Source organism: Nesterenkonia sp. NBAIMH1 (assembly GCF_007922635.1).
Classification (GTDB): Bacteria; Actinomycetota; Actinomycetes; order Actinomycetales; family Micrococcaceae; genus Nesterenkonia; species Nesterenkonia pannonica.
This window is the reverse complement of sequence record NZ_CP042335.1, coordinates 2,506,878-2,530,484: the sequence shown is the minus strand read 5'-3', so window position 1 is coordinate 2,530,484 and position 23,607 is coordinate 2,506,878. Positions and strand designations below refer to the sequence as shown.

Annotated in this window: 22 protein-coding genes and 1 other RNA gene; 9 read left to right on the top strand and 14 right to left on the bottom strand. The window is 64.0% G+C overall.

Annotated elements, in window-relative coordinates; translation table 11 throughout:
• Both modA and FS388_RS12170 read right to left on the bottom strand, forming a co-directional pair.
• Nucleotides 1-846 (bottom strand): molybdate ABC transporter substrate-binding protein, encoded by an 846-nt coding sequence (gene modA, locus FS388_RS12175; RefSeq protein ID WP_146341651.1) that lies wholly within the window; start codon nt 844-846, stop codon nt 1-3.
• Nucleotides 836-1,240 carry a molybdopterin-binding protein gene (locus FS388_RS12170; RefSeq protein ID WP_146341650.1) on the bottom strand — a complete coding sequence of 135 codons (405 nt, stop codon included), beginning with the start codon at nt 1,238-1,240 and terminating at the stop codon, nt 836-838. The genes modA and FS388_RS12170 overlap by 11 nt, the downstream gene beginning before the upstream one ends.
• A gap of 676 nt (nt 1,241-1,916) precedes the next feature.
• Here FS388_RS12170 and mgtE point away from each other — a divergent pair.
• Entirely contained in the window at nt 1,917-3,284 is a 1,368-nt protein-coding gene (gene mgtE / locus FS388_RS12165) for a magnesium transporter (protein ID WP_146341649.1), read from the top strand.
• A 726-nt stretch (nt 3,285-4,010) separates the two neighbouring features.
• Here the strand turns inward: mgtE and FS388_RS12160 are convergent.
• From FS388_RS12160 to FS388_RS12150, 3 genes are all read right to left on the bottom strand, one after another.
• Nucleotides 4,011-5,456, bottom strand: coding sequence for a glyceraldehyde-3-phosphate dehydrogenase (locus FS388_RS12160; protein ID WP_146341648.1), 1,446 nt, complete (start codon nt 5,454-5,456; stop codon nt 4,011-4,013).
• A 120-nt stretch (nt 5,457-5,576) separates the two neighbouring features.
• An RNA gene (gene rnpB, locus FS388_RS12155) (RNase P RNA component class A) lies at nt 5,577-5,941 on the bottom strand.
• Nucleotides 5,942-5,973: 32 nt separating this feature from the next.
• Nucleotides 5,974-6,963 carry an aldo/keto reductase gene (locus FS388_RS12150; RefSeq protein ID WP_146341647.1) on the bottom strand — a complete coding sequence of 330 codons (990 nt, stop codon included), beginning with the start codon at nt 6,961-6,963 and terminating at the stop codon, nt 5,974-5,976.
• Nucleotides 6,964-7,080: 117 nt separating this feature from the next.
• Here FS388_RS12150 and FS388_RS12145 point away from each other — a divergent pair, with 117 nt between their 5' ends.
• On the top strand, nt 7,081-7,851 hold the full coding sequence (locus FS388_RS12145) for a YaaA family protein (RefSeq protein WP_146341646.1): 771 nt from the start codon (nt 7,081-7,083) through the stop codon (nt 7,849-7,851).
• Here FS388_RS12145 and FS388_RS12140 read toward each other — a convergent pair whose 3' ends face one another.
• Both FS388_RS12140 and FS388_RS12135 read right to left on the bottom strand, forming a co-directional pair.
• Nucleotides 7,852-8,301 carry a reverse transcriptase-like protein gene (locus FS388_RS12140; RefSeq protein ID WP_371708370.1) on the bottom strand — a complete coding sequence of 150 codons (450 nt, stop codon included), beginning with the start codon at nt 8,299-8,301 and terminating at the stop codon, nt 7,852-7,854.
• Between the two features lie 65 nt (nt 8,302-8,366).
• On the bottom strand, nt 8,367-9,209 hold the full coding sequence (locus tag FS388_RS12135) for a Nif3-like dinuclear metal center hexameric protein (RefSeq protein WP_146341644.1): 843 nt from the start codon (nt 9,207-9,209) through the stop codon (nt 8,367-8,369).
• A gap of 51 nt (nt 9,210-9,260) precedes the next feature.
• On the opposite strand from FS388_RS12135, the gene msrA reads away from it, so the two are divergent.
• Genes msrA through epsC form a run of 3 tightly spaced genes read left to right on the top strand, consistent with a single transcriptional unit; the run spans nt 9,261 to nt 11,354 of the window.
• On the top strand, nt 9,261-9,824 hold the full coding sequence (gene msrA, locus FS388_RS12130) for a peptide-methionine (S)-S-oxide reductase MsrA (protein ID WP_146341643.1): 564 nt from the start codon (nt 9,261-9,263) through the stop codon (nt 9,822-9,824).
• A gap of 13 nt (nt 9,825-9,837) precedes the next feature.
• Nucleotides 9,838-10,764 carry a cysteine synthase A gene (gene cysK / locus FS388_RS12125; RefSeq protein ID WP_146341642.1) on the top strand — a complete coding sequence of 309 codons (927 nt, stop codon included), beginning with the start codon at nt 9,838-9,840 and terminating at the stop codon, nt 10,762-10,764.
• A gap of 2 nt (nt 10,765-10,766) precedes the next feature.
• Complete coding sequence (gene epsC / locus FS388_RS12120; protein WP_146341641.1) at nt 10,767-11,354, top strand: serine O-acetyltransferase EpsC; 588 nt, start codon at nt 10,767-10,769, stop codon at nt 11,352-11,354.
• A gap of 69 nt (nt 11,355-11,423) precedes the next feature.
• On the opposite strand, the gene gndA is transcribed toward epsC, so the two are convergent.
• The 3 genes from gndA to zapE all read right to left on the bottom strand — a co-directional run bounded on the left by gndA (nt 11,424) and on the right by zapE (nt 14,998).
• On the bottom strand, nt 11,424-12,884 hold the full coding sequence (gene gndA, locus FS388_RS12115; protein WP_146341640.1) for an NADP-dependent phosphogluconate dehydrogenase: 1,461 nt from the start codon (nt 12,882-12,884) through the stop codon (nt 11,424-11,426).
• A 47-nt stretch (nt 12,885-12,931) separates the two neighbouring features.
• Nucleotides 12,932-13,852 (bottom strand): polyphosphate kinase 2, encoded by a 921-nt coding sequence (gene ppk2 / locus FS388_RS12110; RefSeq protein ID WP_146342022.1) that lies wholly within the window; start codon nt 13,850-13,852, stop codon nt 12,932-12,934.
• Between the two features lie 78 nt (nt 13,853-13,930).
• A complete protein-coding gene (gene zapE, locus FS388_RS12105) occupies nt 13,931-14,998 on the bottom strand; it encodes a cell division protein ZapE (protein ID WP_146341639.1) in 1,068 nt (355 codons plus the stop codon).
• A gap of 172 nt (nt 14,999-15,170) precedes the next feature.
• Between zapE and FS388_RS12100 the strand changes: the two genes are divergently transcribed.
• Both FS388_RS12100 and FS388_RS12095 read left to right on the top strand, forming a co-directional pair.
• Nucleotides 15,171-16,064 carry a sulfurtransferase gene (locus FS388_RS12100; protein WP_146341638.1) on the top strand — a complete coding sequence of 298 codons (894 nt, stop codon included), beginning with the start codon at nt 15,171-15,173 and terminating at the stop codon, nt 16,062-16,064.
• A 98-nt stretch (nt 16,065-16,162) separates the two neighbouring features.
• Nucleotides 16,163-16,612 carry a SufE family protein gene (locus FS388_RS12095; protein WP_146341637.1) on the top strand — a complete coding sequence of 150 codons (450 nt, stop codon included), beginning with the start codon at nt 16,163-16,165 and terminating at the stop codon, nt 16,610-16,612.
• Nucleotides 16,613-16,618: 6 nt separating this feature from the next.
• On the opposite strand, the gene FS388_RS12090 is transcribed toward FS388_RS12095, so the two are convergent.
• Nucleotides 16,619-18,031: a S9 family peptidase gene (locus FS388_RS12090; protein ID WP_146341636.1), complete on the bottom strand. Its 1,413-nt coding sequence runs from the start codon at nt 18,029-18,031 to the stop codon at nt 16,619-16,621.
• A 74-nt stretch (nt 18,032-18,105) separates the two neighbouring features.
• Here FS388_RS12090 and msrB point away from each other — a divergent pair, with 74 nt between their 5' ends.
• Both msrB and FS388_RS12080 read left to right on the top strand, forming a co-directional pair.
• Nucleotides 18,106-18,489, top strand: coding sequence for a peptide-methionine (R)-S-oxide reductase MsrB (gene msrB, locus FS388_RS12085; protein WP_371708365.1), 384 nt, complete (start codon nt 18,106-18,108; stop codon nt 18,487-18,489).
• Nucleotides 18,486-19,835 carry a replication-associated recombination protein A gene (locus tag FS388_RS12080; protein WP_146341634.1) on the top strand — a complete coding sequence of 450 codons (1,350 nt, stop codon included), beginning with the start codon at nt 18,486-18,488 and terminating at the stop codon, nt 19,833-19,835. The genes msrB and FS388_RS12080 overlap by 4 nt, the downstream gene beginning before the upstream one ends.
• Before the next feature lie 77 nt (nt 19,836-19,912).
• Here FS388_RS12080 and FS388_RS12075 read toward each other — a convergent pair whose 3' ends face one another.
• From FS388_RS12075 to FS388_RS12065, 3 genes are read right to left on the bottom strand one after another with little or no spacing between them, the layout of a single operon-like run.
• A complete protein-coding gene (locus FS388_RS12075) occupies nt 19,913-21,637 on the bottom strand; it encodes a cytochrome bc complex cytochrome b subunit (protein WP_146341633.1) in 1,725 nt (574 codons plus the stop codon).
• Nucleotides 21,634-22,719 (bottom strand): ubiquinol-cytochrome c reductase iron-sulfur subunit, encoded by a 1,086-nt coding sequence (locus tag FS388_RS12070; RefSeq protein ID WP_146341632.1) that lies wholly within the window; start codon nt 22,717-22,719, stop codon nt 21,634-21,636. Before FS388_RS12070 ends, FS388_RS12075 begins: the two co-directional genes overlap by 4 nt.
• Nucleotides 22,720-22,774: 55 nt before the next feature.
• A complete protein-coding gene (locus tag FS388_RS12065; protein ID WP_146341631.1) occupies nt 22,775-23,572 on the bottom strand; it encodes a c-type cytochrome in 798 nt (265 codons plus the stop codon).
• Between the last annotated feature and the right edge of the window lie 35 nt (nt 23,573-23,607).

The following is a 23,607-nucleotide window of genomic DNA, read 5'->3' as shown; positions in this document are numbered from 1 at the left end:
TCAGTCCTCACCCGCAGGCGGATAGAAACCGTAGTCAGAGAGGGTTGCCTGCCCCTGCTCCGAGCCGATGAAGTCCACGAAGTCTTCGTCCTCGGCGGTTGCGTCATCGAGGAGCATCCCGCCCTGGCGCAGGGTGGGAAAAGAATCCAGCGGCACCTCGGCGTAGCTGCCCGCACCGGTCATCGGCGGCGAAAGCGCCAACGAGAGCGCCACGATGCCTACATCAGCGTTGCCGCTGAGCACGAACTCCGCCGCCTGGGCGATGTTCTCCCCGAGCACCAACTTGGTCTGCAGCTCCTCAGCCACACCGGCAGTCTCCATCGCGGATTCGGCGGCCTCCCCATAGGGGGCATGCTCCGGATTCGCGATAGCCACCGTGCGCACATCCTCTGAGACCAACCCCTCAATTCCAGCCTCGACATCCGCCGGGGAATCCTCAGGCGCCCAGACGACCAACCGGCCCACCGCGTAGTCGAACACCGAGTCCGGGTCGCCGAAGCCGTCCGCGGCGAGATCCTGCGCCAGGTCGATGTCCGCGGAGAGATATACGTCGAAGGGCGCTCCATTGCGGATCTGAGCCGCGAAGTTCCCAGATGACCCGTAGGTCACCGCCACCTCGACTCCTGGATGGTCTTCAGCAAATTCCTCGATCAGTTCGTCGAGGGCGTACTTGAGGTCTGCCGCGGCTGCCACGTTGACCGTCGATCCGGCGGCATCGGGATCGGTGGTTGATCCGGCGGTCTCGGACGCAGCAGACCCGCAACCGGTGACCGCGAGGATGAGCCCGAGCGCAATGCCGGCGCGCACGCGCCACGACCGGGGACCGGACAGGTTCTCACCGATCATCGACGATCTCCCCCAGTTCGACCACGGCGTTGGTGGCCTTCACCACGACGGTCGCCGGAACGCCAGAGGTGAGACACATCTCTTCAGCAGCATCGCGGGTCATCAGAGAGGTCAGCCTGAAGGCGCCAGCAGCCACCTCGACCTGCGCCATCACCCCATCGGTCTTCACCTCGGTGACGATCCCCTCGAGCCGGTTCCGCGCCGAGACACGTGACCCATCGGAACCGGACACCGAGCGCGACCGCGCGTAGGCGGCAACGGACTCACCGCTGACAGCGGTCCGTCCTGATGAGTCAGGCACTGCGCCGAGGGTGCCCACTTTGATCAGCCGACGGACGGTGTCTGAGCTGACACCGAGGAGGCGGGCGATATGAGAGATTCGCAGTTGCGTCATAATCAGCATCATAGCGTGGCAAACACAGCATCAGCCTCCTCTTCGGGACATCACATTCTCTTGAACTGGCATTGGAGCCACGTAGTCGAAAATCTCCAGGACCAGGTCGCCGCTCAGAGTAGTGAATAGAGCGGGAGCAACGCTAGGCGCATCATTTTGGAGACACATCGGTGTCATCGCCCGATGCTTGCAGATGGTGTCGGCGCGAACTGGGAGCATGTCGAGAACCCTCTTATAGTTGGCTGGAAACATGTGCCGATGGTAGTTTCAAAGCGGTTCGCATTGAAGACACTTTTCGTGGGCTCATTCTTTGGAGAACATCCTGTTTTGTGATCCGCATCATGGTGGCCTTGTGGCCCCGCAACGTTGAGAGGGGAGTCTGACATGGACGAGTCTTCTAGTCCCGGCGTCGACCGCCTGCGCTCCGCTCCCTCTCGTCTGCCCTGATTCTCATCGCTGATTAGCGTCTCACTGCAATAGGTCCGTATGGGCTTCTGTGGGGCTACTCATTCGCTGAGCTCATTGGCGATAGATCATGGGCCGGAGCATTCGCGTTCGGCGTCCTTAGCCCTCCGCTTTTTGACCACCGTTGAAGATGTTCATGGCCGCGTGCCCCCTTGCCCGATATGCCGGGGGAGAGGTGTCTCCGTGCGCCGATGTTTTAGGGAGTACTGTCATGTCCACCGACGTCCTAAGTGACCTGATTAGCGCCAACGCCACAGACCAGGTCCGCACCTGGGTCCATGGAAATCACGCTGTCCGCGTGACCGAAGAGATCGCCCGCCTTGACCCGTCTGAACAGGCCGTGGCGTTTCGGCTGATGGAGAAGGACAAGGCGTTGGAAGTTTTTGAGCGCCTTGACCCGGAACACCAGAGGACCCTGCTCGAAGGGCTCAAAGAAGAGCGAGTGCAAGAACTGGTCGCAGCGATGCCGGCTGACCGTCGAGCCCGGCTCCTTGATGAAGTTCCTGCCAAGGTCGCGACTCGGCTGATGGAAGGCCTCTCCAGGGACCAGCGGGACACCACAGCTGAACTGCTGGGCTATGAACAGGGCACCGCAGGGCGCATGATGGTCCCGGCCGTAGTCACCGTCTCACCAGAGAGCACCCGCGAGGCTGCCCTGCAGAAACTCCAAGACCGCCCCGGACGTTCCGATGAATACTCTGTACTGCCGGTCACTGACCAGCAGCGGCGCCTGGTGGGCATCGTCTCACTGAGCGACATTGTGACCAGCCCTCAGGGGACCCCGGTCCAAGACGTGATGCTCACTGATGCTTACAGCGTCACCGCGCATCAGAGCCGGGAAGACGCTGGCCGGCTCATCCAGGATGCTGACCTTCTCGGATTGCCGGTGGTGGACTCTGAAGACCGAGTCATCGGAATCATCACCGTCGACGATGCCATGGAAGCGTTGGAAGAAGAAGTCACTGAAGACGCCTACCGTGCCGGTGGTGCAGAACCACTGGGCAGGCCCTACCTGGCGGCGACCGTCTTTGGACTGGCCCGAAGCCGAGCGGTGTGGCTGTTGGTGCTGGTCCTGGCCGCAGTGCTCACCGTCAATGTGCTGGAGTTCTTCGAAGAGACACTCGAGTCGATGGTGGTGCTGGCCCTGTTCATCCCGCTGCTGATCGATACCGGAGGCAACGCAGGTTCTCAGGCAGCCAGTGCGATGATTCGTGCACTTGCGGTCGGCGAAGTTCGCTTCCGAGACTTGCCAAGAATTCTGTGGAGGGAAGCCCGCGTGGGGCTGCTGCTTGGAGTGATGTTGGCAGCCATAGGGTTCCCGATCGCCTCGATATTCTATGGCACTGACATCGGACTGATCATCTCCCTGACGCTGTTGGTGGTCTGCTTCTGGGCTTCAAGCGTCGGAGGGATCCTGCCGCTGATCGCCACACGGCTGAAGATCGACCCGGCAGTGTTCTCAGCCCCTGTGGTGACCACCCTGGTGGACGCCACAGGGCTGGTCATCTACTTCCTGATCGCCAACGCAGTACTCGGTGACCAGCTGAGCACTGCCGCCTCAGCCCTACCGGAGTGGTAAACGGCGGATTCACAGAGCGACAGAAGCAGTCGGCCCCCTAGAGGTATAAGGGCGTGACGTTGTTGACACCGGCCGGGGCCAGGTGTCGCGGTTCGGTGCAAGAGGGGGGTTCTGTGCACGACCTCTGAAGCTTCGCTGAGGTTTAACCGGCTGCGCTTAGGGTGTGTGGTGGGCACGGCATAGCTGCTCTCGTTGCCCCGGCTCCTGTAACCGGGGGCAGGAGCCAGGGCCGTGGTGTTGGAAGGCTGTAGATAGTAGCACTTTCAGAGTCATGCCGCATAGCGCGGTGGCGTATTCGTCTCGGATGAACTGGAGTACGGACGGCGCGGTGGTGGTCTAGTGCTTCAGACACCGGTCGACCATGGGTTCGAATTCCTTGGGGATAATCCTTCGTCGCCGTAGCTCCTTGGCGCTCATGACGGGATGACGGAGGCGCCGGATCAATCGAGAGGGCGAGTCCCACCTATCGATCCTCGCCGACCCGCTCCGTGCCGAAAGCGCGCTCAAAGCGTTCCGGATGGACCGCCGTTTCAGTCCTTATTCATGTAGGGACTACGCCTCACCGGTGGTCGCTCTGCCGCTTCGGGTTCGACCACGACCTCGGGGGCGTCGTGGTCGCGTTCCTCTTGGCGACGTTGGTGCTCCTTGGGTGGGAGCACCTTCTTCTGCCATGGGCTCCACCCTAAGCCATCGCGACCAGGCGACCCGCCCCTGCGCCCGTGCGGCTCAGGCGGCCGAGGGGTACTTCGCCGGAGCTGACGACGTAATATGCTCCAGGACGCGAACGACCTGAGCCGAGTAGCCGAACTCATTGTCGTACCAGACGTAGAGGATCGCCTGACGACCGTTGGTGATGGTGGCGAGGCCGTCGATGACGCCTGCAGCTCGGGAGCCGACAAAGTCGGTCGAGACGACTTCTGCGGAGTCGATGTAGTCCACCTGCGAATGGAGCGGCCCTTCCAGGGACTCCCTCCGCAGGAAGGCATTGAGCGAATCCTTGTCAGCCTCACGATTGAGCTCGAGGTTCAGGACTGCCATCGACACGTCCGCTGTGGGCACTCGAATGGCGTTGCCGGAGAGCTTCCCCTCGAGAGCAGGCAGGGCCTTGGAGACCGCCTTCGCGGCTCCGGTCTCCGTCAGGACCATGTTCAGCGCCGCAGAGCGGCCGCGCCTCTCGCCCTTGTGGAAGTTGTCGATGAGGTTCTGGTCGTTCGTGTAGGAGTGGACGGTCTCGACATGGCCATGGTCGATGCCGTACTTGTCGTGCATCAGCTTGATGATCGGCGTGATCGCGTTGGTGGTGCAGCTCGCCGCCGAGATCAGCGTGTCGGAGTCAGCGACATCAGTGTGGTTGACGCCGTAGACGATGTTCTTGATGTCGCCCTTGCCGGGTGCGGTGAGGAGGACCCGCTCCGCGCCCGGGGAGCTCAGATGCCTCCTCAGACCCTCCTCATCACGCCACATCCCCGTGTTGTCCACGACGACGGCGTTTCGGATCCCGTATGCGGTGTAGTCGACGTCCTCGGGCTGGTTCGCGTAGATGACCTGGATGTACGTGCCGTTTGCGATGATCGCGCTGTTCTTCTCGTCCACACGAATGGAGCCGGCGAAGGGCCCGTGCACGGAATCGCGTCGCAGCAGGGAGGCTCGCTTCGCGAGATCGTCGCCTTTGCCCTGACGGACGACGACGGCACGCAGGCGAAGCCCGGACGCGGACGAGGCGTGGCCGATCATGATGCGGGCGAGGAGTCGGCCGATGCGCCCGAACCCGTAGAGAACCACATCTGTCGGCTCGGGGGTCCCCTCCCCTCGTCGCCCGACGACGTCGGCCAGCTCCGCGCGCAGGAACGTTTCGAGCTCCGTGGCGCCCGACCTTTTGAATGCGTTGTTCAGCCGCGCCAGGTCGACACTGGCTGAGCCTAAGTCGAGACGGGAGAGGGCCTGGACGAGCGGAAGCGTCTCTGAGATGGGAAGCTCCTGCTCGTCCACCTGACGAGCGAAGCGGTGCGCCTTGAGGATGTCGATGGCTGACTGGTTGACCAGCTGCCGCCCATAGATTCCGGTGACGACGTTGTTCTCCCGGTAGAGCTGACCGATGAGGGGAATCATCGCCTCTGCCTGAGCCTCTCGCTCATTCCAGGAATCAAGGTGCTCGGTGATGGATGCTGACAATGCAGTTCTCCGTTTCTAGACGCCGTTGTCTATGCCGCGAAGCAGTCTACGGGAACGGCGACGCCGCGGCGGCTAGGTGTGATGCCGGTCGCACCAGTGTGTTTTCGGCGCAGAAACGGAGGGGCAGGCCGACCGATAAGCCGGGTTCTGTCTCGGACCATCATCTATCTGGGCACCACGTTGCCGCGGGCCTCAAGCGGCCAACCCGGATGCTCGGGCGGGCAGCCCTCAAGCACATCCTGTTCGGCCTTGCTCCGGATGGGGTTTGCCGAGCCGATCCAGTCGCCTGGATCGCTGGTGGTCTCTTACACCACCGTTTCACCCTGACCAGCACGCAGCTGGCGGTCTGTTTTCTGTGGCACTGGCCTGCGGGTCTCCCCGAGTGGGCGTTACCCACCATCCTGCCCTGCGGAGCCCGGACTTTCCTCGACAATCCTCGGACGCTCGGAGAGCGCCCTGGGTGCCGCGATGATCTGGCCGACCTGCCCCGATCTATTCTACGTCCTGCCGGGCAGGCTCAGCTCCGCGGCAGCGGGGCGTGGGAGGAGATGAGGTTCTGCTCGAGCAGCTCCTCCCAGAAGTCACCTGGTATCTGTGCACGCGAGGCCGCTATGTCCTCAGCGATCCTCGACGGCCGGCTGGACCCGGGGATCACGGCCGCCACTGCCGGGTGCGCCGAGGAGAACTGGATCGCGGCATCCTTCAGGCTGACACCGTGGTTCTCGGCGACAGCGGTCAGCTTCGTCACACGCTCCTTGACCTCGTCCGGAATGGGTCCGTAGTCGTAGTTGTCTCCGCCCAGCAGCGCACCGGAGTTGAAGGGCCCGCCGACGATCAGCTTCGCGCCTGCCTCCTCCGCCTGAGGGAGCATGCGCTGAAGGGCCCTCTCGTGCTTGAGCAGCGTGTACTGGGTGGCAGAAAGACTCATGCTCGGCGGGGTCTCCTGGAGCGAGAGCGCAAGCTCAATGGGCTCGGTGGTGTTGACGCCCAGACCCCATCCGGAGATGACGCCTTCCTTCTGCATCTGCGCGAGGACGCGGAAGGCGCCGGTGCGCGCCTGCTCGAAGAGCCCGATCCAGTCATCGCCGTGGAAATCGGGTGATGTGTCGTGCACGAAGACGAAGTCGAGACGATCAGTGTTCAGACGCCTGAGGCTGTCCTCGATGGACCGCTTGGTGGCGTCTGCGCTGTAGTCGGTGACGATCCTGTTCTGGTGCCCGTCCTCGAACAGCCCAGACTTCTCCTCGGTCTCATCCAGGACGACTCGTCCAACCTTCGTGCCCAGGAGGAACTCGTCGCGGCTCTTTCCGGAGAGAGCCTCTCCCAGGCGCTCCTCCGCCAGCCCCGCACCATAGAAGGGTGCCGTGTCGAAGTACCTGATCCCCTCGTCCCAGGCGGCCTGCACCGTAGCCTGCGCCTCGTCGTCCGGGATGGAGCGGAACATGTTCCCCAGGGGAGCAGTTCCGAATCCAAGCTTGTCCTTCATGAGTTCGTTCAGATCTGCCATTGCGGTGGTGTCCTTCTCTCGTCTCGGGGAGGGACGCCGGACGTTTCCGACGATCCGCAGTGACCCTCCCAACGAGGCGATGCCATGTGTTGTTCCCGCCCTTGCTAGCCTTCTTCGGTGCTGATCTTCCTGCCGCCCAGCGAGGGCAAAACACCGCCGGCCGACAACGTCGACGAACCTCTGGACCTGCGGTCGCTCACCATGCCGGAGCTCGCCGATGAGCGCAGACAGGTGGTGGATGCTCTGATCGAGGCCAGCGGCCGCGAGGACGCGCAGAGCGTCCTCAAGGTCGGCAGCAGGGTCCTGGGCGAAGTCGAGGCCAATCAGCACATCTGGCGGGCTGCGGCTGGGCCTGCACATGATATCTACACCGGTGTGCTGTTCGACGCCCTCGAAGCCAGAACGCTGACACCCCCGCAGCTGAAGCGGGCGACGGAGCAGGTCCTGATCTTCTCCGGCCCGTTCGGGGCCACATCGTTCACCGACCGCATCCCGATGTTCCGCTGCTCCATGGACGTGAAGCTGGACCCGCTGGGAAAGCTGGGCAGCTGGTGGAAGAAGCGGCTCGCGGAGCCCCTGTCTGCTCGAGTGGGCGACCAGCTGGTCATTGACTGCCGCTCATCCTCGTACGCACAGGCATTCACGTCCGCTCCGGAGCAGACCTTGGTGGTCAACAGCTTCACCGAACGCGACGGGGAGCGGAAAGTCGTCACTCACTTCGCCAAGCACGCACGGGGTCAGCTCACCGGGATGCTGCTTCGGGCCGAGCCGCAGCCCCAGACGATCGCTGACGTGGTCAGCGTGGCCTCTGAGCAGTGGGAGGTCGAGGTGCGGCCTGCCGAGGGCAGAACGCCTCATCAGCTGAACCTCATCACCGCCGAGGACTGATCAGGAGGGCCTTACGGAGCTCGTCGACGGATTCCACTCGGCGCCCGCAGCCGATGCGTCCATCGCCTCGTTGCTGAGCGTGTCAGCGGCAGCGTTCTTGGCCCGGGGGATCCACGTGTAGGTGACCTGCATGGGAGGCAGAATGGTCGCAGCCTCGGCGGCGAGACGCTTCATATCCTCGTGCTTGATCTTCCACCGCCCGGACATCTGCTCCACCACCAGCTTGGAGTCCAGGCGCGCCTCCACGCGGGCGGACGCGTCGATGTCACGGACGAGCTTGAGCCCCTCGATGAGACCGGTGTACTCCGCCACATTGTTGGACGCCTTACCCAGCGGAACTGCAACAGAGGCGAGGATCTGCCCGTCCTGGTCCCGCACCAAGGCTCCGGCTCCGGCGATTCCCGGATTTCCGCGGCTTCCCCCGTCGGCTTCTACTATCAGATCGCGCACGTGCATCCCCTCACCTCGCCGGCAGCTGGGCCGGTCAGCAGCCCGCTGTTCTGTGCCCCGAAATACTACCCGGGGGTGAGAACGAAGTCCCAAGGATCGGTGTTGATGCCGGAGACCGCCACCTCCACCTCATACCCACGTTCGGAGAGGACTCGATCCAGCGCCTGCGCTGCCGCAGGCAGCCAGAGCCACTCCGAGGCGAAATGGGAGACGTCGATCAGGTAGGGACGGCCGCCGCGGGCCCTCTCGCGGGCCTCAGATGCTGGATGGTGGCGCAGATCCCCTGTGATGTAGACGTCAGCGCCGGCGTCGTGCGCCGCCGTGATCAGCGAGTCGCCCGCGCCTCCGCAGAGGGCTATGCGCTGGACAAAGGCATCCTGGTCACCGGCGACCCGCACTCCTCCCGCCACCGACGGGAGGGCGCCGAAGACCCTGGAGGCGAACTCGCCCAGAGGCATCCCCGGCTCCAGGCTGCCGATCCTGCCCAGACCCTCTTCCGTGAGACCCTCCTCGGCGGGCTTCAGCGGCTCCTGGTCGCGCAGGCCGAGTATCTCCGCGAGCACGTCGTTCACGCCCCCCACTGCAGAGTCACCGTTGGTGTGGGCGGTGAGAAGCGCGCATCCTGACTCGATCAGCCTGTGCACCACGGCACCCTTGGGATCACTGGCGTCGACGCTCGTCACTCCGCGCAGAAGCAGCGGGTGGTGGGTGATCAGCAGCCCCGCCCCAGCGTCGCAGGCCTCGTCCACGACGGCGGAGACCGGGTCCACGGCGAAATGGATCTTGGCCACCGGGGCATCGCGTCTGCCGGCCACCAGCCCCACGGCATCCCAGGATTCGGCGAGGGAATGGGGCCACAGCTCCTCGGCGGCATCGATGACCTCCTGGAGGGCGGGAGTCTTAGGCATGCGCCCAACTTAGCCCGGAATTTGTAGCCGGCGCCAAAGGTTGCCTGAACTATGACTGAGAGCAAGTCCCACGCAGACCGCACCCGGACCGTAGTGCTGGGGTCGGGGTGCTTCTGGTGCCTCGATTCCCTGGCCCGCCGTCTGAGGGGTGTTCACAGGGTGCGCAGCGTCTACACCGGCGGGACCGGCCCGGCAGCCTATGAGGCTGTCAGCGCGGGCTGGACCGGACACGCCGAGGCGGTGGAGATCACCTTCGACCTTGAGGCGCTTCCGCCCGAGGTCCTCTACGAGGTCTTCTTCTCAACCCACGATCCCACCTCGCTGAACCGTCAGGGAGGGGACGTCGGCCCCCAGTACCGATCCGTGATGTTCTACACCGATGAGGCTGAGCGTCAGGAGTTCGAGCATGCGGCCCGGTCAGCTCAGTCCAGCTACACCCAGCCGATCGTCACCTCCTTGGAGCCGTTGGGAACGGTCTATGAGGCCGAGCCCGAACACCAGGACTTCTACACGCGCCGCCCGGCGCTCGGCTACTGCCAGTTCGTGATCGACCCCAAGATCGCCCACCTCCGCCGGCGCTGGCCCCAATGGCTGGCCGAAGAAACCCCTGCATGAAAGGCTATGAAGCATGCTGAACAACATCACCGAAGCCATCGGAAACACTCCCCTGGTCCGACTGAACCGACTCGACGCTGACCTTCCGGGCAACGTAGCCCTGAAGGCCGAGTTCTACTCGCCGGCCTCCTCCGTCAAGGATCGCATCGGCAAGGCCATCATCGACGCCGCCGAGGAGTCGGGCGACCTCCGTGCGGGAGGCACCATCGTCGAAGGCACGTCGGGCAACACCGGCATCGCCCTGGCCATGATGGGCGCCGCACGGGGATACCGCGTGGTGCTGACGATGCCAGAGACCATGTCGACGGAGAGGCGGGTCATGCTGCGCGCCTATGGGGCTGAGATAGTTCTGACGCCGGGCGCTGAAGGCATGCGAGGAGCCGTCGAGCGCGCGAAGCAGATCGTGGCGGAGACCGAGAACGCCATATGGGCCAGGCAGTTCGCGAACCAGGCGAATCCCAAGGCGCACTATGAGACGACGGGCGAGGAGATCTGGCGCGACTCCGACGGCAAGGTCGATGTGTTCGTCACGGGCATAGGCACCGGCGGCACCATCACCGGCGCCGGACGCAGACTTCGCGAGTACAACCCCGACCTGCACATCGTCGCCGTCGAGCCCGAAGACTCCCCCATCCTCTCCGGAGGAAACCCCGGCCCCCACAAGATCCAGGGCATCGGCCCGAACTTTGTTCCCGACATCCTGGACCGCGAGATCTACAACGAGGTGATGCAGGCCAACCTCGAGCGGTCGATCGCCGCAGCTCGCGACCTCGGCACGAAGGAGGGCATTCTGGGCGGCATCTCGACCGGGGCGAATGTGGCGGCGGCCCTCGAGGTCGCAGCCCGCCCAGAGATGCAGGACAAGCTCATCGTGAGCTTCGCATGCGACTTCGGCGAACGCTACATCTCCACCATGCTCTACGAAGACATCAGGGGCTGACCATGGGCCTCCTGTCACGGATTCGAGAAGACATCAGCCACGCACGCTCCCATGATCCCGCTGCGCGAAGCAACGCCGAGATCGTTCTCGCGTACTCCGGCCTCCACGCTGTGTGGGCCCACCGCGTGGCGAACAGGATGTGGAAGGTCGAACGGCTCAAGACCCCCGCCAGAGTCGTGTCACAGGTGGCACGAGGTCTGACTGGAATAGAGATCCATCCGGGTGCCACGATCGGACGTCGCTTCTTCATCGACCACGGTATGGGCGTCGTCATCGGAGAGACGGCCGAGATCGGCGACGACTGCATGCTGTATCAGGGAGTGACCCTCGGGGGCACGTCGCTGGAGCAGACGAAGCGACACCCTACCCTCGGCCACGGCGTCACCGTCGGCGCCGGCGCCAAAGTGCTCGGACCGGTCGAGATCGGTGAGGAGTCCGCCGTCGGGGCCAACGCCGTGGTGGTGAAGTCTGCCCCGGCGCATTCAGTGCTCGTCGGCGTCCCCGCCAAGGATCGAAAGCGGAGCGAAGAAGAGCACCAGCCGCTGGTCGACCCGGCCAACTATGCCTTGGACCCGGCCCTCTTCATCTGAGGCGTCAGCGCGGTCAGCGAACGTCAGGAGGCCCGGCCGAAAGGCCGGGCCTCCTGACGTTGGGCGAGCTCAGGCCTCAGTCTCTGAGCGATCCTGGCTCCACCGGGTGTGGAACGTTCCAGGCTTGTCGATGCGCTGATAGGTGTGCGCACCGAAGTAGTCCCGCAGGCCCTGAGTGAGGGCGGCCGGCAGCCGCTCCGCGCGCAGGCTGTCGTAGTACGCCAGCGCAGAGGAGAAGACGGGCGCAGGCACGCCGTAGGTGGCTGCGGCTGCGACGACGCGGCGCCACGCGGGCAGGCATTCTGCGATCGCTTCGGAGAACTCAGGAGCCAGCAGCAGGTTGACCGGCTGGTTCCCGGACGGGGCATCGTAGGCCCGCATGATGGTGTCCAGAAGGTCCGCCCGAATGATGCAGCCGGCCCGCCACAGAGATGCGATGGTCCGCATGTCCAGGTCCCAGCCGTACTCCTTGCCCGCAGCCGAGAGCATGTCGAAGCCCTGGGCGTAGGAGACGAGCTTCGAGGCATAGAGCGCTTTGCGGATATCCTCGACGAACTCCTGGCGGGCGTCGCCGGAGCCGTAGAGATCCTCAGCCGAGACGGCACCGGTGATCCCTGCGCCGAAGACCTCCGAGGTCACCGCACGAACGTCGCGCTGCGATGAGATGGAGCGGGCGAAGACGGACTCGGCGATCGTCGTGACCGGTGAGCCGACTTCGAGGCCGGAGATCGCTGTCCAGCGTCCCGTCCCCTTCTGTCCTGCCGAGTCGACGACCACGTCAACGAGTGGACGCCCTGTGAGCTCATCCTCCTGCTCCAGCACCTCGGCGGTGATCTCAATGAGGTAGGAGGCGAGATCCGTCGTGTTCCACTCCCGGAAGACGCCGGCCTGCTCGGCGGGCTCCATTCCCGCCAGAGCACGCATCAGGTCGTATGACTCGCCGATGACCTGCATGTCGGCGTACTCGATCCCGTTGTGGACCATCTTGACGTAGTGCCCCGCGCCGTCTGTTCCGACCCACGCGCAGCACGCCTCACCGTGATAATCAGCAGCGATGCTCTCGAGCATCGGGCCCAGGGACTCGTACGACTCCTTGGATCCGCCGGGCATGATGGAAGGCCCCAGCAGAGCCCCCTCCTCACCCCCTGAGACGCCTATGCCCACAAAGTGCAGGCCCCTTTCGCGCAGCGCCGCCTCGCGACGGCGGGTCTCCTCGTAGAAGGAGTTTCCGGCGTCGATGACGATGTCATCCTTGTCCAGCAGCGGGATCAGGTCGTCGATCACGGCGTCGACGGGAGCCCCGGCCTTCACCATGATCAGCACCCGGCGCGGCCGCTCGAGCGATTCCACGAGCTCCTGGAGAGTCTCAGTCCGAACGAAGTCGCCTTCTCCTCCGTAGCTGTTGATGAGCGTGTCGGTCCGAGCTGCGGAGCGGTTGTGCAGAGCGACCGTGTATCCGTTGCGAGCAAAGTTGCGTGCCAGATTGGCACCCATGACGGCAAGGCCGGTCACGCCGATGTCAGCACCCAATGTGCCTCCTAGGTCGATGATTCGTTCTTCGAAGCATCCTATCTTTACTAGTCGCCCACCGCGTCGCGGCCGCGCTGGACGATCTGCGAGTCCGGCTCGCCGACGACTTCGTGATCCTTGCCCTCGTACTCGAACTGAGAGAGGAAGTACCGCATGGCGTTGAGCCGGGCCCGCTTCTTGTCGTTCGACTTGATCGTGATCCATGGCGCAGGGTCGGTGTCGGTCCGCCGGAACATCTCCTCCTTGGCCTCGGTGTAGTCCTCCCACCGATCCAACGATTCGAGATCCATCGGAGAGAGCTTCCACTGACGTACGGGGTCGATCTGCCGAATGGCGAAGCGCGTCCTCTGCTCCCTCTGAGTCACTGAGAACCAGAACTTTGTGAGATGGATGCCCGCATCGATGAGCATCTTCTCGAAGACCGGCGCCTGCTGCATGAAGATCTCGTACTCCTGGTCCGAGCAGAACCCCATGACCCGCTCCACGCCTGCACGGTTGTACCAGGAGCGATCGAAGAGCACCATCTCCCCGGCCGTGGGCATGTGGTAGGCGTACCGCTGGAAGTACCACTGTCCGCGCTCCCGATCCGATGGCCGGTTGAGAGCCACCACTCGGGCGGTGCGTGGGTTGAGGTGCTCAGTGAAGCGCTTGATGGTGCCGCCCTTGCCCGCTGCGTCGCGGCCCTCGAAGACCAGCACGTGCTTGAGCCCGTAGTCCTCGGCCCAATACTGGAACTTCAGCAGCTCCACCTGCAGGTGGTACTTCTCGATGTCGTAGATCGTGCGATCCATACGGGCGTCGTACGGATAGTTCTCCTGCCAGGTCTCGACGGCACGGCCCTGAGGATCGATCAGGTCGGGGTCCGGGGTATGGCCGTCCTGGACGGTGTATCCCCCGTCACGCAGCTGGTCGATGAACTCGCGAAGATTCTTCCTGGCGCCGGAGTCGATGCCGGCCCAGGGTTCCATATTGGCCATGGCGACGCCTTTCTGAGGTGCCTGGGAATGCTTCAGCATCGAAGCACTCCCATGTGAACTGAGCGTGAACTACAGCGCCTCCTCCCCCATATGACCGGCCCGGGCGAGGGCGGTCAGGCGGGAGACGGCGCGATGATACTTCTTCATGTACCCCCCGGACATCATCTCCTCGGTGAAGAGCTTGTCGAACGGCACCCCCGAGGCGACGATCTTGACGTCCTGGTCGTAGAGGCGGTCGGCGAGCACGACGAAGCGCAGCCCGAGAGCCTGGCCCTCGATCGTACTGACGTCCTTGACAGCCCATACGTCCACGTCGCTGAGGAGCTGGCGGTAGCGGCTCGGATGGACGCTGGAAAGGTGTTCGCAGAGGGTGCCGAAGTCGTCCGCTGCGATCATGTCCTCTCCGTAGTGCTTCTCGGCGAAGGCCTCCACGCGTCCGTTGGAGAGCGGCTCAGGAGCCTCCGGAAGACCGCGATGGCGGTAGTCTTCGCCATCGACCCTGATCACCCGGAACTGGTCGGCGACCACCTGAATCTCACGTTTGAAGTCGCTGGCGGCGAATCGGCCCTCGCCCAGCGCTCCGGGGAGCGTATTCGACGTCGCGGCGAGCTTCACCCCCGCGTCGGCAAGCTCTCGCAGCAGGCGGGACATGATCGTGGTGTCTCCTGCGTCATCGAGCTCGAACTCGTCGATGCATACGAGCTGATACCCCTTGAATACATCGACCGTCTGGCGGAAGCCCAGCGCCCCGACAAGGTTGGTGTACTCCACGAAGGTTCCGAAGGCGCGCTGATCGTGCGGGACTCCCTGCTCCCCTGCCGCGTGATACAGCGAGGCGAGGAGGTGCGTCTTCCCCACGCCGAAGCCCCCATCGAGGTAGATGCCCTGGGGTCCTGAGGGCTTGGTGCCGGCGCCGAACATCTTCTGGAGGAACCCGCCCGAGGAGCGCTTCTGCGTGACCGACTCCGCGAAGCCGCGCAGCGCGTCCACCGCCTCAGCCTGAGAGGGGTGATCGGGGTCGGGGATGTAGGTGTCGAAGGACACCTCAGCGAAGCGAAACGAGGGCTCCAGTCCGGCCACGAGGTTCTGGGGGCTGACCTGGGGCCTGCGTGCGGCCAGCGGTTCGGCGAAAGGCATGGAGGCCACTCTACTGAAGCTGGAGGTGCTGATCCGCCGATTCCTTTGAACAAAAGGGTATGAACATATGACTTCTCATGACATATGCTCTTCACGCAGGCAGCCGCGTCCGACTACTGTGGATCACGGAACACTTTCTCCCCGACCAACATGCAGAAAGGCGAGACAGCCGATGGCAGACAATGACTTCTCCCAGTACGCCAATCCCGATGCCCTCGTATCCACAGAGTGGGCCGCAGAGCACAAGGACGACGACGGCGTGGTGCTCCTCGAGTCCAATGAGGATGTGCTGCTGTACGAGACCGGGCACATCCCTGGCGCCCAGAAGATCGACTGGCACACAGATCTGAACGACCCCGTCACCAGGGATTTCATCAACCCTGAGCAGTTCGCCGAGTTCGCCGCCTCCAAAGGCATCACTCCGGACACGACCGTCGTCTTCTACGGCGACAAGTCCAACTGGTGGGCAGCGTACGCCCTGTGGGTGTTCACCCTCTTCGGGCACAAGGACCTGCGGCTGATCGACGGCGGCCGCCAGAAATGGGTCGACGAGGGGCGCGAGCTCACCACCGACGTCCCCTCCCCCGCACGCAGCGAGTACCCAGTGCCCGCAGAGCGCAACGATGGGGAGTTCCGCGCCTACCGCGAGGACGTCCTGGAGCAGATCGGCAGCGCCCCGCTCGTCGACGTCCGCTCCCCCGCCGAGTACAGCGGAGAGGTGACCTCCGCTCCTGGCTTCGAGGACAAGGAGGGCGCGCTCCGGGGCGGCCACATCCCCACGGCTGCCTCCGTGCCTTGGGCTCGTGCAGCCAACGAGGACGGCACGTTCAAGTCGCGCGACGAGCTCCTTGCCATCTACAAGGATGAGGCGGGAGTCGGCGAGGCAGACGAGGTCATCGCCTACTGCCGGATCGGTGAGCGCTCGTCGCACACCTGGTTCGTGCTCCAGCACCTGCTCGGCTACGACAAGGCTCGCAACTACGACGGCTCCTGGACGGAGTGGGGCAACGCAGTGCGCCTGCCGATCGTCACCGGCACGGAGAGGGGCGAGGCTCCCGCCGCGTAGGGAGCCGCTCATACGCATCAGCGCCCGTATGGGGCATGGCCAGTAGGCTGTGCCCCATACGCGTGCCTCTCCCGCATCTCATCTTCAGAAAGAGCCCTATGACTGAGCAGACAATGCCGCAGCCCCTCCAAGAGATCGTCGACGAGTTTCAGGCGGTGGAGGACAGACAGCGCCTGGAGCTCCTTCTCGAACTCTCCAAGGAGCTTCCCGAGGTGCCGGAGAAGTACCGCGAGCACCTGGATGAGATGGAGCAGGTGGAAGAGTGTCAGACGCCGCTCTTCCTCACGGTTGAGTTCCACGACGAGAACGGGACGGCAGAGCTGATCCTGGCCGCCCCCGCAGAAGCGCCGACAACTCGCGGCTTCGCCTCGATCATCCATCAGGGACTGAACGGACTGACCTATGAGCAGATTCTTGCCACGCCGGACGATCTGGCGGATCGACTCGGCCTCAGCAGAGCCATCACCCCCCTGCGCCTGCGCGGGCTCCGCGCCATGCTGGGGCGCATCAAGCACAACGTGAGGAATCACGTCGGCGCTCAGCGCTGAGGCCCTTCACTCGGTCATACGTGTGACAGCCTCGATCTCCATCGTGTCGGGGTCGGGGTCCGGCGAGGCAGACCGGTCCTCTCCCCCGGGGACCTCAGCATTGAACAGATCAGTGACCCACTGCACCACCTTCGAGTCCCACCTATGGGGCTTGTGGTTCCATTCTTTGACGTGCTTGGCGCGGGTGAAGGGTACGAAGCTGACACGGTCGCTGATCTCGGCGAGCTGCCGACTGGGGCCGTAGGGCACGACCTCGTCGTCGATGCTGTGAAGGATCAGGGTTCGGTGCCTCAGCTGCTCGGCACGGTCGATCCAATTCATCATGCGCAGGTCCAGAGGCGAGGCCAGGCCGGTGACGCGCCGACCCGCCTTGTGCGATATGAACAGCCTCGTCAGGCGGCCCACCGGCTCAGGCAGGTGAAGCGCGCGGGCGTGGTGGCTCAGCACGTCGATCCAGTCGACCACGGGTCCTGTCAGGACAAGCCCTCGCACTTTGGAGGCGATGGGCGAACGATCGACCGTCTGCAGACAGATTGCCCCGCCCATAGACCACCCGAAGAGGACGATGTCCTCCGCCCCATGTTCCAATGCGTATCGCACACCCGCTTCGACATCGGGCCATTCCGTAATGCCCAGGCCATAGCGGCCGTCAGGGGTCGGCGGAGCTTCGCCGTCGTTGCGGTAGGAGATCAGCAGCGAATCGACGCCGAGCTGCTGAGCCGCCGGAAGGGCTCTGATGCCTTCGGTGCGTCGGCCTCCGCGCCCATGAACCATAACGGCCCATATGTTTCGCCCGCTCAGGGCCCCACGGGGATTCCGTGCCGGCACATACCACGCCGGAGCAGGACCGTCTGGCAGCTCAATGACGACCTCCTCTGCCTCGAAGCCCGCCTCCTGGGGCGTCAGATGCGGATTTGCGGACCACCAGCCACGAACAGCAGTGCGCAGATCGCCGCCGGCGACGTGTTCGACCTTTCGGGCAAGCGTCCCGTCCCTGGCCGTGAAGCTTGTGATGCGCCCTACACGCGCAAAGCCGCGGCCCCCGTGGAAGAAGAGGCCGTACACACCGTCGACGACCGTGTGAGAGGTGGCGGGGAGAATGACCTCGTCGCCGTCGGGACCCTTGACGACTGCCAGCACCTCAAGGTCCTCCACGCGCTCCTTCACCGGCGTGACGACAGTCCGCGCGAAATAGCCTGCCACCGCAGACGCCGCCGCTGTGAGGGTCAGGCCCGTGCCGAGCCCGACTGCCGCACCGAGAGCACCGGCTCCGATCCATGGGGTGGGCTCGGGTTCGCTTCGGGCCCTGCGGATGGCCCGCTCGCCCAGGCGCTTTCCTCTGAGACGGAGACGTCGGAATGAGAGGGAGGCCCCCTGGGCCGCCGAACTGATGCGGGAGGGCTCTGCGTCCGTATTCATCCAGTCTTCACCTCACAGAAGGGTCGGGGCCGCGTTCGAGACCACTTTAGGCGCTGGCTCTTAGAATGGTGCACATGAGCACAGACCCATACCGGGACAAGCTGAACGACTTCGAGTATCAGGTGCTGCGTCAGGGCGGCACTGAGCGTCCTTATACGGGCGAATACTGGGACAACAAGGAAACTGGGATCTATTACTGCCGCGCGTGCGGAGACAAGCTCTTCGAGTCTGACACGAAGTTCGACTCACGCTGCGGGTGGCCGAGCTTCTATCAGCCCGCTGAGGGCTCCAACGTGACCTACATTCGCGACGAATCCATGGGCATGACCCGGATCGAGGTGCGGTGCGGATCCTGCGAGTCCCACCTCGGCCATGTGTTCGAGGGTGAGGGCTTCGAGACGCCCACTGACCTCAGGTACTGCATCAACTCGATCTCCATGACATTCGAGAAGGAATGACAGGCGATCTCTTCTCGGCGTCATCCGGGGAGCATGCCCAGCGACGCGGACACACGCCGCTGGCTGTTCGTATGCGCCCCGAGTCGCTCGGTGAAGTCCTGGGCCAGCAGCACCTTCTGAAGGATGGTTCGCCCCTCCGGGTTCTCACCGAGGAGAGCTCGGGACCCGCAGGTCCTTCCTCGGTCATCCTCTATGGCCCTCCCGGCACAGGGAAGACGACCATAGCCCATGTAATTGCCCGCGGGGGGTCCCGACGGTTTGTGGAGCTGTCCGCCATCCGCGCGGGCGTCAAGGATGTTCGCCAGGTGATGGACCAGGCCCTCAATGACAGGGACCTCAACGGCGTCACCACGGTGCTCTTCCTCGACGAGATCCACCGCTTCAACAAGGCCCAGCAGGACGCCCTGCTTCCGGGGGTGGAGAACGGTTGGGTGATCCTGGTCGCCGCGACCACTGAGAATCCGTCCTTCAGCGTCGTGGCACCTCTGCTTTCAAGGTCTCTGCTGCTGACGCTTCAGCCCCTCACTCGCGACGACCTCGAAGGGCTCCTGCATCGAGCCCTCCACGAGGAGCGGGGCCTCAACGCTCAGTTCGAGCTGGAGGCCTCTGCGAAGGATCACATCCTGAGGGTCGCGGGAGGCGACGCACGACGTGTCCTGACGACGCTGGAGGCAGCCGCTGCCACTGCGTCCGGCCGAGGAGCGTCCGTCATCTCACCTGAGGATGCCGAGCAGGCTGCGGATTTCGCCGTCCAGCGCTATGACAAGGACGGAGACCAGCACTATGACATCGTTTCGGCCTTCATCAAGTCGCTGAGGGGATCGGACGTGGATGCGGCGCTGCACTATCTGGCGCGGATGGTTGTCGCTGGGGAGGATGCGCGCTTCATCGCCCGACGGCTCGTGATCGCCGCATCCGAGGAGGTCGCCATGGCGGATCCCTCAGCCCTGCAGACCGCCGTCGCCGCAGCGCAGGCGGTGCAGCTGCTCGGCATGCCGGAAGCCCGAATCGTCCTGGCTCAGGCCACCGTCCATATTGCGACGGCCCCGAAGTCGAATGCGAGCTATAAGGCTCTTGATGAGGCCATTGCCGACGTCCGAGCTGGCCGAAGCGGCGCTGTGCCGATGCATCTGCGCGACGGGCACTATAAGGGTGCGGAGCGCCTGGGACACGGCAAGGGCTACGTGTATGCGCACAGTGAGCCTCACCATGTGGCGTCGCAGCAGTACCCGCCGGACGAGCTGGTGGGCGTTGACTATTACACGCCGAATGCCCTGGGCCATGAGAAGGCGGTGGCCGATCGCCTGCAGAGACTGCGCAGCATCGTGCGAGGGACGGGCTCCTAGTCCTCGCTGCTCACCGTTCTGAGTACGAGTGAGGCCCCGAACCCGCAGGGGTTCGGGGCCTCACTCGTACTGTGCGTTCAGCTCCGTGCGGGGCTTTCGACGGCTCCCGCTGAGCTCGCGGCCTCGAGCTGGTCGGGCTGGTGCCCGTGGTGCTCAAGCGCCTCGAGATACTCTCCGCGGGATACGGGTTCAACACGGTCCTCGAAGAACATCCTGTTGAGCCGAGCCCTGAGCTTCTCGACCGACGTGACCTTGCCCTTTGCGTTGGGGCGGGGGCCGGACGGCGCTGGAGCTTCGTATGCCACGAGCGTCCAGAGCTCGTAGTCGCTGAGCATCTTGTGACGCTCCGAGAACCCGCCGTCGGGGCTGACTTCGATGACGCCGGCTTCGTGACCGTGGAGTGCGGTCTCCCGGTCCTTCCGCTGGAGAGACAGGCAGATTCTCTTGGTCAGGATGTAGGTGAGCGGGATTCCGAGGAAGAACGCAGCCCAGGACCAGTACACGAGGTCATTGACTGACAGCTGGAAGTGAGTGGCGATCAGGTCGTTTGACCCCATTCCCCACATCAGGCCGTAGAAGAACACTGTGGCGACTCCCACTGCGGTACGGGTCGGAGCGTTGCGCGGACGGTCCAGGAGGTGGTGCTCCCGCTTGTCGCCGGTGATCCAGGCCTCGATCCAGGGCCAGGCGAACATGCCTGCGAACATGATGCCGATGATCCCCATGGGAAGCAGGATCGGCGTTGCGATCGCGTTTCCGCCCCACGGCGTGGGCAGCACGAACTCCAGAGACATCTCACCGATGTAGCCCGGCATCATGCGCAGCGCACCTTCGAGGAACCCGATGTACCAGTCCGGCTGTGCCCCGGCCTGAACAGGCGAGGGGTCGTAGGGCCCGTAGTTCCACAGAGCGTTGATCTGGAAGGTTCCAGCAATCAGGGCCAGAATTCCGGCAACGATGAAGAAGAATCCGCCGGCCTTCGCGGCGTAGACCGGTCCCACGGGGTAGCCGACCACGTTGCGTTCGGTCCGCCCCGGACCAGGGAACTGTGTGTGCTTGTGCACCACAACCAGGAACAGGTGAACTGCGATCATGATGAGAATCAGCGCGGGCACTATGAAGATGTGCAGGCTGTACATCCTGGGAATGACCTCACTGCCGGGGAATTCCCCGCCGAAGATCAGGTATGACATGTACGTGCCGATGACCGGAATGGCCCTAAAGGTTCCGTCGGCGATCCGCAGTCCGTTGCCGGAGAGGACCTCGTCGGGCAGACCATACCCGGTGAAGCCGGCGAGCATTCCGAGCATGAGCAGCGTCGCGCCGACGAGCCAGTTGATCTCGCGCGGCTTGCGGAAGGCTCCGGTGAAGAACACTCGCAGCATGTGGACAGCCATCGCCATGACGAACAGCAGGGCACCCCAGTGGTGCAGCTGGCGCATGAAGAGTCCGCCGCGCACGTCGAACGAGAGCTCCAGCGCCGTGGCGTAGGCGCTTGACATCTCCAGTCCCTGCAGCGGGGCGTATGCGCCCGAGTAGCGCGTGGTGGACATCGAGGGGTCGAACCAGAAGGTCAGGAACGCACCGGAGAGAACCGTGATGATGAAGCTGTACAGCGCAACCTCACCGAACATGAACGTCCAGTGGTCAGGAAAGACCTTACGGCCGAATTCCCGCACCATGCCTGTGCCGGCAACTCGCTGGTCCAGGTAGTTGGCGATCTTGCCTCCGCGCGTGCGGGGCTCGTAGGTGTCGACTTCGAGGTAGTCAGCCTCGGAGTACTTCTTCGTTTCGGCACTCATCCGTCGTGACGCTCCCAATAGGTAGGACCAACAGGTTCTGTGAAGTCGCTGCGCGCAATGAGGAAGCCTTCGTCATCCACCGTGATCGGCAGCTGCGGAAGAGGCCGCCCAGCAGGGCCGAAGACGACCTTGAACTCCTGGGCCGCGTCGAAGGTCGACTGGTGACATGGACACAGCAGGTGGTGGGTGTGACGCTCATACAGAGCAATCGGACAGCCCACGTGGGTGCAGACCTTCGAACAGGCGATGATGCCCTCGTAGGTCCAATCCTCGCGGCCGGGCGAGGTGTGCTCAAAGTCATCAGGGCTGAGACGCATGAGCAGAACGACGGACTTGGCCTTCTCTGAGAGCCGCTGCCCGTGAGATGTGATCTCACGGAGGTTCTCCGGGATGACGTGCACGGCCGAGCCGATAGTGAGATCCGCGGCGCGAATGGGTGTCCCCGTAGGGTCCCTGACCAGACGCGTCCCTTCTTCCCACAGGGTGTGACGGAGGCGTTCGGGGCTGAAGTCCTCTCCGTACGCCCTGTCGAGGTCGCGGAACATGGCGACGAAAGGAAGGGGCGCCAGAAGGGCGGCCAGAGCAAGCGAGCCGACCATGAACGGCCGACGCTTGACCTGCGACTCCTCGGCCACGTCGTTGAGGATGCCAGCTGCCTCCTCGCGGTCCTTCTCGGTCCTCAGCGGCTTACGCGCCTCAACGACCTCGTGGTCGGGCATGAGGGTCTTCGCCCAGTGCACGATCCCGAGGCCGATGCCGAGCATGGCCAGAGCGGCCCCGACGCCCAGAAGCGTGTTCTGGACCCGAAGCATTGCCATCTGATCGAAGTAGTCCGCATACTCCTCGGCCGTCCGGCCGATCGCGAAGTATCCGACGAAGAAGACGACAGTGCCGATGATGGACAGTATGAAGAGAACGGACACCTGCCGCTCTGCTCGCTTAGCCGACTTCTCGTCCACGTCAGCCGTCCGCGGAGCATGCGGCGGCAGACCCGGGTTCTCGATGGCGAACTTGCCATCTGATCCCGTGTCGGCAGTGACGACGGCGCCAGTTTCCCGTCCGCCGTGACCGTTGTCCACCATAGTTGTGTTGTCCTTTGCTCTTCTCAGTCGATGCTTGTTGGGGTGCTCAGCGGTCTCAGCTTGAGCGCGAGGTCAGCCAGACCATGGAGCCGATCAGGAGCGCCAGTCCGAGGGTCCAGATCAGGAGTCCCTCGGAGACAGGTCCCAGGAACCCCAGGGAGAAGCCTCCGGGAGATCCTTGCGCCTCATACGTCTTGAGGAATGCAATGATGTCCTGCTTGTCCTCCGGTGGGATGTTCGCATCGTTGAATACAGGCATGTTCTGCGGGCCGGTAGTCATGGCTGTGTAGATGTGAACCTCGTCCACTCCGTGCAGCGACGGTGCGTACTTGCCTTCGGTCAGGGCGCCGCCTGCGGCTGCAGCGTTGTGGCACATCGCGCAGTTGATGCGGAAGAGCTCGCCGCCGCGAGCCGGGTCACCGGCGTCGGCATCCAAGTACTCCTCATCCGGGATTCCGGGGCCCGCACCCAGCGAGGCGACGTAGGCCGACAGCTGCGTCGTCTGCTCGTCGTTCATCTGCGGTGGCTTGGCCTGTGCCTGAGGGCCCTGCATCTGCATGGGCATCCGGCCGGTGCCGACCTGAAACTCCACCGACGCAGCGCCGACGCCTACGAGCGATGGACCCTCACTGGTCCCTTCGGCGTTGATGCCGTGGCAGGTGGCGCAGTTTGCGACGAACAGACGTTCGCCTTCGTCCACCTGGTCTGCGGTGTAGTCGCCCGGGAGCTCAGATGCCTGGGCCTGGTTGACTGTCGTCGCAGCGGCGTAGAGTCCGCCGGTCAGCAGCAGTCCCAGCAGGAGCAGCACGGCAAACGCAGCCGGGTGGCGGCGCTTCTGCGAGAGTGCCTTCACGTGGGGTCCTTTGCTTGTAGGTGTGGTGGTAAAAG